At 34.5% G+C, this 13,833-nt stretch carries 11 protein-coding genes and 1 other RNA gene; 5 read left to right on the forward strand and 7 right to left on the reverse strand.

Annotated elements, in window-relative coordinates; genetic code table 11:
* Positions 1–44 precede the first annotated feature (44 nt).
* The 3 genes from MWU65_RS05410 to MWU65_RS05420 are packed head-to-tail and all read right to left on the reverse strand — an operon-like array spanning position 45 to position 3,018.
* Positions 45–1,565 carry a hypothetical protein gene (locus MWU65_RS05410; RefSeq protein ID WP_247076165.1) on the reverse strand — a complete coding sequence of 507 codons (1,521 nt, stop codon included), beginning with the start codon at positions 1,563–1,565 and terminating at the stop codon, positions 45–47.
* The gene (locus MWU65_RS05415) at positions 1,562–1,969 is read right to left on the reverse strand and encodes an acyl-ACP thioesterase domain-containing protein (protein WP_247076166.1); all 408 of its coding nucleotides are present in this window, start codon (positions 1,967–1,969) and stop codon (positions 1,562–1,564) included. Before MWU65_RS05415 ends, MWU65_RS05410 begins: the two co-directional genes overlap by 4 nt.
* Positions 1,970–1,971: 2 nt before the next feature.
* Complete coding sequence (locus MWU65_RS05420; protein WP_247076167.1) at positions 1,972–3,018, reverse strand: glutaminyl-peptide cyclotransferase; 1,047 nt, start codon at positions 3,016–3,018, stop codon at positions 1,972–1,974.
* 89 nt (positions 3,019–3,107) lie between these two features.
* On the opposite strand from MWU65_RS05420, the gene ffs reads away from it, so the two are divergent.
* The 3 genes from ffs to fsa all read left to right on the forward strand — a co-directional run bounded on the left by ffs (position 3,108) and on the right by fsa (position 4,832).
* An RNA gene (ffs, locus tag MWU65_RS05425) (signal recognition particle sRNA small type) lies at positions 3,108–3,205 on the forward strand.
* An 84-nt stretch (positions 3,206–3,289) separates the two neighbouring features.
* On the forward strand, positions 3,290–4,096 hold the full coding sequence (locus tag MWU65_RS05430) for an SDR family oxidoreductase (RefSeq protein WP_247076396.1): 807 nt from the start codon (positions 3,290–3,292) through the stop codon (positions 4,094–4,096).
* Positions 4,097–4,178: 82 nt separating this feature from the next.
* Positions 4,179–4,832 carry a fructose-6-phosphate aldolase gene (fsa, locus tag MWU65_RS05435; protein ID WP_247076168.1) on the forward strand — a complete coding sequence of 218 codons (654 nt, stop codon included), beginning with the start codon at positions 4,179–4,181 and terminating at the stop codon, positions 4,830–4,832.
* An 82-nt stretch (positions 4,833–4,914) separates the two neighbouring features.
* On the opposite strand, the gene MWU65_RS05440 is transcribed toward fsa, so the two are convergent.
* Positions 4,915–6,312 (reverse strand): transaldolase, encoded by a 1,398-nt coding sequence (locus MWU65_RS05440; protein ID WP_247076169.1) that lies wholly within the window; start codon positions 6,310–6,312, stop codon positions 4,915–4,917.
* Between the two features lie 169 nt (positions 6,313–6,481).
* Between MWU65_RS05440 and MWU65_RS05445 the strand changes: the two genes are divergently transcribed.
* Both MWU65_RS05445 and MWU65_RS05450 read left to right on the forward strand, forming a co-directional pair.
* Entirely contained in the window at positions 6,482–8,110 is a 1,629-nt protein-coding gene (locus MWU65_RS05445) for an ATP-binding cassette domain-containing protein (protein WP_247076170.1), read from the forward strand.
* A 117-nt stretch (positions 8,111–8,227) separates the two neighbouring features.
* Entirely contained in the window at positions 8,228–8,782 is a 555-nt protein-coding gene (locus MWU65_RS05450) for a fasciclin domain-containing protein (RefSeq protein WP_247076171.1), read from the forward strand.
* Here MWU65_RS05450 and pheT read toward each other — a convergent pair.
* The 3 genes from pheT to MWU65_RS05465 all read right to left on the reverse strand — a co-directional run bounded on the left by pheT (position 8,779) and on the right by MWU65_RS05465 (position 13,800).
* A complete protein-coding gene (pheT, locus tag MWU65_RS05455; RefSeq protein ID WP_247076172.1) occupies positions 8,779–11,205 on the reverse strand; it encodes a phenylalanine--tRNA ligase subunit beta in 2,427 nt (808 codons plus the stop codon). The genes MWU65_RS05450 and pheT overlap by 4 nt on opposite strands.
* Positions 11,206–11,508: 303 nt before the next feature.
* Positions 11,509–12,627, reverse strand: a complete 1,119-nt coding sequence (gene leuB, locus MWU65_RS05460) for a 3-isopropylmalate dehydrogenase (protein ID WP_247076173.1) — start codon at positions 12,625–12,627, stop codon at positions 11,509–11,511.
* A complete protein-coding gene (locus MWU65_RS05465) occupies positions 12,628–13,800 on the reverse strand; it encodes a 2-isopropylmalate synthase (RefSeq protein WP_247076174.1) in 1,173 nt (390 codons plus the stop codon).
* Positions 13,801–13,833: the final 33 nt, after the last annotated feature.

Consider the following 13,833-nt stretch of genomic DNA (forward strand, 5'->3'; position numbering starts at 1 on the left):
ATATAATAAGTAAAAACCTACAAATATAACGGTAAAAACTTACATTAATTGTTTAGCACATATTCGTGTGCACCAATATCTGGAGCATTTGTTCTATCATTTCCATGTATATCGAATGGAATTTCTTGGGCTGTTAATATTTCGGCATTGTTTAGTGCTGCAGAAGTATTTGTTAACCGAAATCCATTTTTAAATGGATTCTGAAAATTGGTAGCACCATTTAAAATGATGGAAGAATAATAAGTATCATTTTCAAAATCGTAGAATTCATTGGTCCCATCCATTGTAGCAAATTTCAGCAAACAATTGGTGAATTTAAACTGGAAAGTACTGCTAGGACTGGCTAATAATTGTAATTCATGTGTGTTATTCCCATCTATAATACAATTAATAAAATTTGCTTCTTTAAGGGTGTTATCTTCGGTGGTTGCTAGATTGTCAATTTTTAGTGCTACCCCTGTTCTAAATCCAGAAGCCCAATAATTTGCAATGGTATTGTGCTTAAAACTATAGGCACCACCTTTATTTAAATGAACCGAAGTATGCCCTGCATTAGCTATCACTGAATTTGAAACTTCCATTTTTGCGTGTATAGCCAATAGATTTAGTTGTTGACTGTTGTAAATCTGAGAATTTTGAAGCGTTAACGTTGGCGCTGTTAAATTGTTCATACCTTCTACGATTAATCCAATCGTAGCATTTTTTATGGTTGCATGGTTTATAGTATTGTTAATGCTTCCCTCTGCAATCCATATTGTTCCCCATTGTCCAGGAATATTGCTGTAGGTTGGTTCTAGCCTGTCACCTTCAAAAATTACTTCCTTTTCTAATAGGGTACTACTGGCACTAACAGCACCATTAATTAGTAATGTTCCTTCTTTTTGTACTAAAATCCCTGAATTTTCATGAAAATGCACCCGTGTTCCTGGATCCATTTGTAATGTTTTGTTTTTTGGAACAAGAGCGTAACCATAAATTACATAGGGTTTGTTATTCGTAAAATGCAGCTGCTCCTCGGTTAACTCAAATCCTTCCGAACGTATTGCTACTCCATTCGTATCACTTTCTAAAACTATTGTTTGGCTGTTGCCATTAGGGAGTAGGGCAGGGTATAGGAAAACTGCATCCTTAATTAAAGTAACCAGGGCTACACTTTGTTCGTACATCCCTGTATCAAATAAAATGGCGTCTGTATCTAAAAATTCATTATCATCAGAATCTTCGGTAATAGGTGTAATCTCAATAAAGATATAAAGGCTGTCTTTCGCAAAAAGTGGAATATTGCTAAAACTTTTTCCTGACAACCCATCAACGTTAAGTCTGTAATTACTTTTTAATCCTTTGGCTAACTTTATGGTAGGTATTTCTACATCACTATTACTTTTGTTGTAAACTTTAAAGCCATAGGTACTACTGCTCAGAGAAGCAAAAACAGTATCTAAATAGATGGTATCCTTAGAAAAGGATAGATTGCCCGTGCTGGCTTGGTAATTAAAATCTTTGCGACAAGAACTGCCTAGGATAATGAAAATAAGTAGTGCTATATATAATAAGGAGTATTTCATAGTTTAGGGGACTCATCTAGAAACACTTTTTTTATTTCATCAGAAATTCTAATGGGACGTAAACTTTTGGCGTTTAATAAACACCATTCTGTTTTTGCGCTAACAACAAGTTTTTTATTCTTGGCATTGTGCATTTCTACGATACGTATAGATCTTGCTCCTTCAGATTTTTTAATAAAGGTCTTAATATCTAAAACATCATGTAAAAGGGCGGCAGATTTATATTCTAAAAAGTGAGTGGTAACGACCCACATGATATTTTCTCGCATTTCTTTGGGTGCAGAAGAAACCCAGTGCTCTTTAGAAATATCTTGTACCCATTGCAAATAACGCACATTGTTAACGTGGTTTAAGTCATCCAGGTCATCTTGGCTTACAGTAATTGTCTTTTTGTAAAACTTCACACTTATTTTTTAATGATTTTCACCTCAAATATTTTGTCCCAGAATTTTCCAGTTACAAAAAATGTTTCTCGGGTTGGGTTATATGCAATACCATTAAGGACATCGATATTTTCATTAGTCACATTATCTTTTAAACCATTAAAATTTATAATACCTTCTACAATACCGCTATTTGGATCAATTATAACGGCAACATCTTGCCCGGATTGCCAGGTGTTTGCGTAAATTTTTCCATCGACATATTCCAGTTCATTAATCTTAATTAATTTTTTACTATTCGTATAGACTTCAATAAAACTTTCCTCTACTAAGGTTTCGGCATTTAAGGTCCATATTTTTTCAGAGCCATCACTTTTCAATAAATTGAAACCATCATTACATAGTCCCCAGCCTTCTTTGCTTTTTCCATAGGTAAATTGATCTATTTCTTCTAAAGTATCAACGTTGTAAACAAAGCCAATATTGCTTTGCCACGTAAGTTGATATATTTTGTTGTTTAAAATTGTAATGCCTTCACCAAATTGGGTGTTTTTTAAGGAGTGTTCCTTTATAACTGTTCCCGTTTTATAATCTAGTTTTAATAATTTGGATTTTTCTAGTTTTCCGGTTCCCTCGTATAGGGTGTCTCTATAGAATTCTAAACCTTGGGTGAAATATGCTTTGTTGTGTGGGTATTCATTTATTATTTCATAGGTGTATACTTGCGGTGCTTTGGGAGCAAAAACAATGACCTTTTTAGTGATCGTTACAGTTTCTTCTTCATACTCAATTTCAGCTGCTATAGTTTTGCTACCAACTTTAGGGATCTGTAAGGCCATTTTATTGTTAGTTACTTCTATCTCTTGTCCATCAATTGCATAGGTTACTTTACTAATAGGCTTGTTTTTTTTATTTATTAAATTGATAGTTACAATTTCATTGAGGTGTATTTTCTCACCGGCACCCTTTATTTGTAATTCAAATAGGCTAGAAGGCGATGTATTTGCTCCTCCGCACGATACTATTAAAAGGGTTAGTAGGCTGTATGTTAAAAACTTAAGTGACTTCATGATTTTTATGTTGATATAAGGCAAGGTATTTAATTAAAATTAGAATGAAAAATGATTGCGTCAAATTTAAAAGATTGTATATTTGCAGCTGGCAAGTCCTACACGACCAGCTCCTGTTTAATCCCCCAGGGTGGGAACGCAGCAAGGGTACACGGTTGAGCGGTGCGATGTAGGTAGCTTGCCTTTTTTTATACCCTAAAGTCAACACGACTTATATTTCTTTTCTCTTTTATTTATTTGTTTATTTGCATCAGTTAATTTTTAACATATGATGCGGAAAGTTGTATTAATTACCGGAGGATCTTCTGGTATTGGAAAATCTATTGGTAGTTATTTAGCAGCAAGAGGGTTTACCGTTTACGGTACTACACGTAGCAAGGCTAAATATCCAAACTTTGATGCCTTTAACCTGGTAGAGTTAGATGTACGGAACACAGAAACTATTGCGCAAGCAATAGCTACGGTATTAAGTATTGAAGGACGTATTGATGTGTTAATTAATAATGCTGGGGTTGGAATTACAGGACCAATAGAGGAAACACCTAATGAAGAAATAGTAAATGCTTTTATGGTGAATTTTAATGGGCCTATCAGCGTTATGAAGGCAGTATTGCCTCAGATGAGAAAACAAAAGGCAGGTTTAATTATTAACATAACTTCAATTGCAGGATATATGGGATTGCCCTATAGAGGCATTTATTCTGCTAGTAAAGGAGCATTAGAATTGGTTACAGAGGCCATGCGTATGGAAGTTAAAGATTTTGGGGTGCAAATAACAACAGTGGCTCCTGGAGATTTTGCTACCAATATAGCTTCAGGGAGGTATCATGCGCCTGTCTTAGAAGATTCTGCTTATAAAAAAGCATATGGTAATTCATTAAGTATGATGGATGAACACGTTGATTCTGGTGAAGATCCCATCCAAGTAGCTGAAAAAGTATTGGCAATTATACACACTAAAAAACCTAAGGTACATTATAGGGTAGGAGCTTTTATGCAAAAATTTTCGTTGTTTTTAAAGAAAATTTTACCAGATAAAGTTTACGAAAAATTATTATTGAACCATTACAAGTTGTAATTTTGTATACTCGTGTTAATTGTTGTGTAACAATTAGCATTAGGAATGAGATGTAGAACATAATTTTTAAAATAACAAAAGGATGAAATTTTTTATTGACACAGCAAATTTGGCACAAATCAAAGAAGCACAAGAACTAGGTGTTTTGGACGGTGTAACCACTAACCCTTCTTTAATGGCCAAAGAAGGTATTACTGGTAGAAATAATATTTTAAAACATTATGTTGACATTTGTAATATTGTTGAAGGTGATGTATCTGCTGAAGTAATTGCAACGGACTACGAGGCAATGATAAAAGAAGGTGAGGAATTAGCAGAATTACACGAACAGATCGTTGTTAAAGTACCGATGATTAAAGACGGTATCAAAGCTATAAAATATTTCTCAGATAAAGGAATACGTACCAATTGTACTTTAGTTTTCTCTTGCGGACAAGCATTATTAGCAGCTAAGGCTGGAGCTACCTATGTATCTCCTTTTATTGGTAGATTAGACGATATTTCTACAGATGGTTTAAACTTAATTGCGGAAATTAGACATATTTATGATAACTATGCTTTTGAAACTCAAATTTTAGCTGCATCTGTTAGACATACAATGCATGTGATTGATTGCGCTAAACTAGGAGCAGATGTTATGACAGGTCCTTTGTCTTCAATAGAAGGATTATTAAAGCACCCGTTAACAGATAGTGGCTTGGCTAAATTCTTAGAGGATTATAACAAAGGAAATTAATTTTTCCACCTAATATAAAAAAACCCTTAGCTATTCATATAGCTAAGGGTTTTTTTATATCCTTTTAATGGGTATACAGCATTTAAAAGGAACTATAAATGTCTGCAAACGCATTGGTAATTGTTCCGTTTTTGGTAACAATAGCTCTATTTATTCTTCCATTAATTATTAAAGCGTTATTTATTTCTTTTAATTCTGCTGCTCTAAATTGATTTTCTGCCTGTAGCTTGTTAGAGGTAACAACGTCTTTCCATTTTTGTTCATCGGTTCGCAGGCTAATACCAATATAAGTGTATTTATTTTTTTTAGTATTGTTTAGCGTATTCACCCGATTGATAATGTTTTTAAAATGCCTATTGTGTTCTCCCATCCAAAAGTAAAAAACAACATCTTTTTTAGTAGCGCTAATTTCTGCTAGAGATACTTGTTTGCCATTAAAGTCAACCACCCACACAGCGGGTATTGGCATATTGGGCTGTAAGTTATTAATGCTCGTATATAAGGAGTTTATTTCTGCTAAATGTTTATTATCATTTGCAACTTCATGAAATTTTTCAATAAACGCAGTATTGTTTTTGTAGCTAACATTAGAGCGAAGTAAATATTTAAGTGCCACAAAACGAATTAGGTTATCCTTTAAATTCTTTTCACTAACAGCACTGTCTATAAGTTTTAATTGATGCTCATTAAAGTGAAGTTGATTAACGTAATTGACACCATTTTTCTTGCAATCTTTTTTACAATTCATATAAGAAACACCGTAAAAATGTTCTTTCATAAAGTTATAGTAGGGTGCAATATAGGTAAAGTTAGGATTGTTAAAGGTTAACTCCTTTCTATAATCGTAAAAGCTTTTCGGTAATTCTTCAAAAGAATTCTTCTTATAAATTTCTCTGTGTTTAAAGGGGTAGCGTTCCTTATACAAATAGGTAGTGTAGTCAATATTTGTTTTTGCAATGGCAACTGCATTATCGGAGAGTACAGCTTCATGCTGTAAATTATCCAGTAATTGTAATTTTATAGCATTTATAGAGTCAACTTTTGTGCTAAATTCCTCTGGATTTAACCGATATATTTTTTGAATAAAATCTCTTTCTTCATTCTCTTGAACTAAGAACATTTCCAGTAAAAAATTATTTATTTCTTGTCCAATGCCTTCAAAAACAAGAGACTCATCAAAGTCGGCTGTATTTACCCTAATTAAGAGGCTATCTCCTTTTTCTAAATATACATATTGTACTTCAGGACTGTGTCCAAAATGATATAAGCCCTCTTCAGCAGAAGCGTCTAATTCAATTACAAACCTATTGCGACTGTCTAATTTTGAAGAACAAATCTTAACGTCATCTTTATACAAGATAACACTATCATTTTTTGGGTTCACAATTTCACCTGCAAAATAGATAGAGTGGGATTTTTTTTGCTTCCCACTACAACCAATTAAAACGGTAATTGAGAGAAAGAGTAAAAATTTGTTCATATAATTCTAGCTATCATTCCATTCAAATTTAGGAAACCTTCTAGTGTGTCCATGTTAATGTGTAGTTAAAATAACTTTACAATTAGTTAAAACACTTTTTTAATGATTGAAATGTATTGGTATAAGGTGTTAAAATTCACTATTTTTGCACAAAATTTAAAATAAGACTATGCTATCTGTATCTAATTTATCTGTTCAATTCGGTAAAAGAATTCTTTTTGATGATGTAAACGTAACTTTTACTCAAGGAAATTGTTATGGTATTATTGGTGCCAATGGTGCTGGGAAATCTACCTTTTTAAAAATTCTTTCAGGGCAAATAGATGCAACCTCTGGACATGTGCACTTAGAGCCGGGTAAAAGAATGTCTATTTTAGAGCAAAACCACAATGCTTACGATGACATTTCTGTATTGGAAACTGTGGTAATGGGGAATAAACCACTGTATACGATTAAAAAGGAAATAGATGCCTTGTATGCAGATTACGACGATAGTAATGCAGATAGAATAGGGGAGTTGCAAGTTCTTTTTGAAGAAATGGATGGGTGGAATACCGATAGTGCTGCTGCTACCATGTTGTCTAACCTAGGAATTTCTGATGAATTTCATCATACCAATATGGGCGATTTAGATTCTAAGCTTAAGGTGCGAGTACTGTTGGCTCAAGCACTTTTTGGCAGTCCAGATGTATTAATTATGGATGAGCCAACAAACGACTTGGATTACGAGACTATCAATTGGTTGGAACGCTTTTTGGCAGGTTATGATAATACCGTTATCGTTGTATCGCATGATAGACACTTTTTAGATGCTGTATGTACTTCGATCGGTGATATTGATTTTGGAAAATTAAACGTTTATTCTGGGAATTATACATTTTGGTATGAGAGCAGTCAACTTGCCGCAAGACAAAGAGCGCAACAGAATAAGAAAGCAGAGGATAAAGCAAAAGAATTACAAGAATTTATTATGCGTTTTAGCGCAAACGTGGCAAAGAGTAAGCAAGCAACATCTAGAAAAAAGATGCTTTCCAAATTAAAGATAGATGACATTAAGCCATCGAGTAGAAGGTATCCAGCTATAATCTTTGAAAGAGATAGAGAAGCGGGTGATCAAATATTAAATATTGAAAATCTATCTGCAACTTCTGAAGATGGTGATTTACTATTTAAGGACGTCAACATTAATTTAGCCAAAGGCGATAAGGTTGCTATTATCTCAAAAGACTCTAGGGCAACCACTGCTTTTTATGAGATTGTAAACAATAAAAAGAAGGCTACATCTGGTGAATTTCAATGGGGAATTACAACAACACAGTCTTATTTACCAGCAGATAATTCTGAATATTTTGAGAAAGGGATCAATTTGGTAGATTGGTTACGCCAATGGGCAAAAACAGAAGAGGAAAGAGAAGAAGTTCATATTAGAGGGTTTTTGGGAAAAATGTTGTTTAGTGGTGAAGAAGGCTTAAAAAAAGCTACCGTTCTTTCTGGTGGTGAAAAGGTGAGATGTATGTTGAGTAGAATGATGATGCTAAGAGCTAATGTGGTGATGTTAGATGAGCCCACAAACCACTTGGATCTAGAAAGTATTACTGCTTTTAATAATTCACTTAAAAACTTTAAGGGTACTGTATTGTTTACGACACATGATCACGAGTTTGCGAATACAGTGGCCAATAGAATTATTGAGTTAACACCAAACGGAAGCATAGATAGGTATATCACTTTTGATGAATATATGTCTGATAAAAGTATCAAGGAACAACGCCAAAAATTATATGGTTCAGAAGTTTAATTGTTAAATTTCAAACAAAAGGTTTATTTTCTCTTGTTTAATTTCGTGATTATTGTATATTGTCGATAAATCAATGCATTTCATCGAAAAAATAACAATAATTTACGAAGGATATCTATGAAATCCCCCTCATTATACCTACTTATTGTGCTGTTTAGTTGTGGAACCTTAAGCGCACAAGAACAAAAGAAAACGACCAAGAATCAGGGAATGAACCCTAATTTTTCAATAGTTGAAAACACACAAGAATCTACAACTCACACAACGCTCTTAGCGGCTATGAAGGGTGCAGGTCTGGAAGATTTGTTGCGTAATGATGGACCCTTTACGGTATTTGCGCCTTCTGATAAGGCCTTTGGTAAAATTTCTTCTGCAAAGATAACAGAGCTTCTCAAGAGTGAAAATAAAAAGCAATTAAGCACTTTATTAACGTATCATATTATTGCAGGTAAAATTTCTGCTTCTAAGATTTTAAAGGCCATGTGCAACGGTAGCGGAAAAGCTTCTTATACCACTGTTCAAGGGAATAAATTAATAGCCACAATGAATGGTACTGATATTATACTAACCGATTCTTTGGGGAATTCAGCTAAAATTATTGGTGCAGATGCAGAACAATGCAATGGGGTTATGCATATTATTGACTCCGTAATTTTACCCAAACAAATTTAACGTAATTCTGCTCCCAATTTAGTTTCGTAATTGCTTCTTAATTTAGCCATTATCTTGTCTATCTGCTTGTCCTTAAGTGTGTTGTTTTCATCAGCTAAGGTGAAACTTACTGCGTAAGATTTTTTGCCTTCCGCTAAATTTTTCCCTGTAAAAACATCAAATAGACTCACTTCTTTTAGTAATTTTTTCTCCGTTTCAAATGCAATATCATACAGCTCCTTAAATGTAGTTTTGTTGTTTAGTAACAATGCAAAATCTCTTTTAACCGTTGGATACTTAGAAATCTCTTTAAAGACTATGGCGTTTTCTGCAGCTAATTGAATTACAGTTTCCCAATTAAAATCTGCATATAAAACTTCTTGTTTTATATCAAAGTCATTCGTTATGGATGATTGTACTATCCCAAAATCAACAATAGTTTGTTTGCCAACTTTTAAAGATAAGCCTTCTTGAAAAATAGTATTATTTAAAGGGGCAGAAGTAGTCTTATCGATACCAAGTCGACTTAAAATATTCTCAATAGAAGATTTTAAGTAAAAGAATTCTGATTTATTTGGTTTTAGCAACCAATTGGCATCCTCTTGCTGTCCTGTTACAAAGAGAGACAAGTGTTTGTCTTCCTTTTTTTCTTCTGAATACTGGTGATATGTTTTTCCAAACTCGAAAAACTTCAGATTTAATTTTTTCCTGTTAATGTTGTGCGATATGGCTTCTAGACCACCAAATAACATAGATTGTCTCAAGACAGATAAATCTGAACTAAGCGGATTTATGATCTTAACAGAGTGTTCGTCTTTAATGTTTTCTGAATAGTTGTTATACGCTATAGTCGTTAGGCTATTGGCCATTATTTCGAAAAAGCCTTGGCTTGCTAAATGGTTACCAATGACATTTTGTAACTTATAATCCTCAAATTTGGACGTTGTGGCTATGGACGCGTTTAACTTTGTAGAGAAGTTAATGTTATTGTAGCCATATACCCGTAATATCTCCTCTATGACATCTACCTGCCGTTTTACATCTATACGGTAAAACGGAATAGCTAATCCCATTCCCGATTCAGATACATTTTTAACTTTGATGTCTAAGGATGTTAATATAGATTTAATAGTTTCTCCAGATATGTTCTGCCCTATAAGTTTGTTTATTTTTTCATAGGTTAAGAATACCTCATGATCTTCCACCTTTTTAGGATAAATATCAACGATGTCAGATGTGATATCACCACCCGTAATTTCTCGGATAAGAGAAGCGGCTCGGCGCAATGCAAATTCTACATTTTGGATATCAATACCTCTTTCAAACCTAAAGGAGGCATCGGTGTTTATTCCGTGTCTTTTCGCTGTTTTACGAATTGATACGGGATTAAAGTAGGCGCTTTCTAAGAAAATAGCTGTGGTATTTTCAGTAACACCAGAGCTTATTCCGCCATATACACCTGCAATGCATAATGGTTTGTCTTCATCACAGATCATTAGGTCTTCTGCATGAATTTCTCTTTCTACACCGTCTAAGGTTGTAAATTTTGTTCCTTCAGCAATCGTTTTTACTTCAATTTTATTGCCTTTAATTTTATTGGCATCAAAAGCATGTAGAGGTTGCCCTAATTCATGCAATACATAATTGGTAACATCTACAACATTGTTAAGTGGTGTAAGTCCTATAGAGCGCAATCTGTTCTTTAGCCAGTCCGGAGATTCCTGTACAATAATGTTGCTTATTGTTAGGCCGCAATATCTCGGTGCTGATTCATTATTTTTAACATCTACCGTAATTTTTAGCGATCTATTTTCAACATTGAAATTGGTAACCGGTGGTGTAATTAATTCCTTTTTAATTTCCTGCTGTATTAAACCTGCTCTCAAATCTCTGGCTACACCAAAATGGCTCATAGCATCTGCGCGATTGGGTGTAAGTCCAATTTCAAAAATAAAATCATTTTCAATTTCAAATACGTCGGCACAAGGAGTTCCCGGAGTTAAATCTTGGTCTAGAATCATAATACCATCGTGGTTAGTTCCTAGTCCTAGTTCGTCTTCAGCACAAATCATCCCATAGCTTTCTTCGCCACGAATTTTCCCTTTCTTAATTTTCCAGGCCTCACCATCCTCTGTATAAAGTGTTGTGCCAATAGTTGCAACAGGTACTTTTTGTCCTTCAGCAACATTTGGTGCGCCACATACTATTTGTAAAGGTGTAGTTGTTCCAATATCAACGGTGGTTATTTTAAGTTTATCTGCATTAGGATGTTTTTCACAATTTAATACGTGACCAACAACGATACCTTTTAATCCACCTGTAATGGTTTCGAAGGCAGTAATTCCCTCTACTTCCAAACCTAAATCTGTTAGTAGTTCCCCTGTCTTGTTTGGGTCCCAATCAATATTTAAAAACTGTTTTAACCAGTTGTATGATATTTTCATTCTTGAAATTTAAGACGCCAAAGATAGAACAATGAACATAGAGTTTCAACAGATATTTTAATCAATTTATAAATGATTTGTGAAGCCCAAGACCGAGTTTGGTGTTGGAGTTAGGAAATAGCTGGTAATTCATTCAAATATTTAAGGAATAGTGGTAGGGGGTAACACCTTTTCTGTGCAACGGCTGTTGGGTGAAGTAATTTTTGTTGCAACTGTTTTAAAACACTTTCTTTTACTTTGCAGCCCGTAAAATTAAAACAATTAAAATGGGCAATATCTATTTATGTTTAAAGTACATAACTCTTAAATAATAGTAGATTTTCCTAAGCCAATATTTTCATCATTTAGATTTAAAAATTCATCGGTATCTACAATACTATTTGCAATATAGTCGCCAACATAATTGGTTCCAAAATTACTTTTAGGATTTAAATCTGGAGTTACCACCTTATTATTTATTGCGTTTTCTACAGCTAAATGAATGGCTTGTGCCTCTTCATCTAAACCAAAATGTTCTAAAAGCATAGCGGCTGACAATATGGATGCGATTGGGTTGGCTATATTTTTACCAGCTGCCTGTGGATAAGATCCGTGAATAGGTTCAAACATCGCTTTGTCTGCCCCAATAGATGCAGAGGCTAGCAGCCCTATAGATCCACCAATAACGCTGGCTTCATCAGAAATAATATCCCCAAACATGTTGCTTGTTAGGATAACATCAAATTGAGAAGGATTTAAAATCATTTGCATAGCGGCATTATCTATAAATAGAAAATTTAAAGCAACTTCAGGGTAACTTGCACTAATTCGGGTTACTACTTTTCGCCATAATCTAGAGGACTCTAAGACATTGGCTTTATCAATTAACGTTAGCTTCCCGCTTCTACTTTTTGCGGCCTTAAAAGCTAAGTGGGTAATTCTACTAATTTCTTTTTCAGAATATTCGCAGAGATCGGAAGCCACTGTGCCGTCTTCACTTAATTTCTTTTCTCCAAAATAAATTCCGCCTGTTAACTCTCTGTAAATGATAAAATCAACCCCAGAGATAATTTCTTTTTTTAATGGAGATCTGTCTATTAAACTTTGATAGACGCGAACGGGTCTTATGTTGCTAAAAAGCCCTAATTCTTTTCTAAGCTTAAGCAGGCCCTGTTCAGGTCTTACTTTAGCACTAGGGTCGTTATCATATTTTGGAGAACCGATGGCACCGAAAAGGATGGCATCTGAATTTTTACAGATGGCTAAAGTGCTATCTGGTAATGAATCTCCGGTTTTTTCAATAGCATGTGCCCCAACAATGGCAGCTGTGTATGTAAAATGATGATTAAAAGTTACCTCTACAGATTGAAGGCACTTTACAGCTTGAGCTAGAACTTCTGGTCCAACACCATCACCACCAAGAAGGGCTATTTTTAAGTTCATTTATGCTGTTATTTCAATTTTAATACCGCAAACATTGATAATTTCATGGATGTCTTCATCTACAATTTCTTTTTTCCTGTCAGCAAAATTTAAAAACTCTTTGTAAACAATATCCAGCTGTACTTTGGTAAGTTCATAGCCTATATTTTTTGATCTATAAGCCAATGCAGCTCTACCGCTTCTGGCTGTAAGGACAATAGAAGACTCATTTACACCTACATCAGCAGGATCAATTATTTCGTAAGTCTCACGATTTTTAATAACACCATCTTGGTGTATGCCAGAGCTATGCGCAAAAGCATTAGAGCCAACAATAGCTTTGTTTGGTTGTACCGGCATTCCCATTTTACTAGAAACCATTAAGCTGGTATCGTATAATAATTTGCTATTGATATCGGTATCTAAATTAAGGTTAGGGTGCTGTCTTAATATCATCACCACCTCTTCTAGAGAAGTGTTGCCAGCGCGTTCTCCAATACCATTTATGGTACATTCAATTTGTCTTGCACCATTAATTACACCTGCAATAGAGTTTGCTGTGGCTAACCCTAAATCATTGTGGCAATGACAAGATAAAACGGCTTTTTCTATGCCGCTTACATTTTCATATAAATATTTTATTTTTGCGCCGTATTCATCGGGCAAGCAATACCCCGTAGTATCTGGGATGTTCAATACTGTTGCACCTGCTTTTACTACTGCCGAGCATATTTTGGCTAAAAATTCGTTATCTGTTCTTCCTGCATCCTCCGCATAAAATTCCACATCCTCTACAAATGTCTTTGCATAAGTAACAGCAGCAACCGCTCTTTCTATAATGAGTTCTCTATTAGAGTTGAATTTATGCTTTATATGTGAGTCCGAAGTACCAATACCCGTGTGTATTCGAGGTCTTTTTGCATATTTTAATGCTTCTGCGGCAACTTCTATATCTTTTTTTACTGCCCTTGTTAGTCCGCAAACCGTGGCGTTCTTTATTAATTTTGAAATTTGCATAACAGAATTAAAATCACCAGGACTAGAGATTGGGAAGCCTGCTTCAATAACATCAACGCCCAAAAGATCTAAGCGTTCGGCTATGATTAGTTTTTGTTCTACATCTAATTTACAGCCTGGAACCTGTTCACCATCTCTTAATGTGGTATCGAAAATTTGAACTTTATCTTTACTCATTTTATTTGTCTAATTTTGGGATGCTATACGAAT

The sequence above is a fragment of the Cellulophaga sp. F20128 genome, assembly GCF_023015805.1.
Lineage (GTDB): Bacteria > Bacteroidota > Bacteroidia > Flavobacteriales > Flavobacteriaceae > Cellulophaga.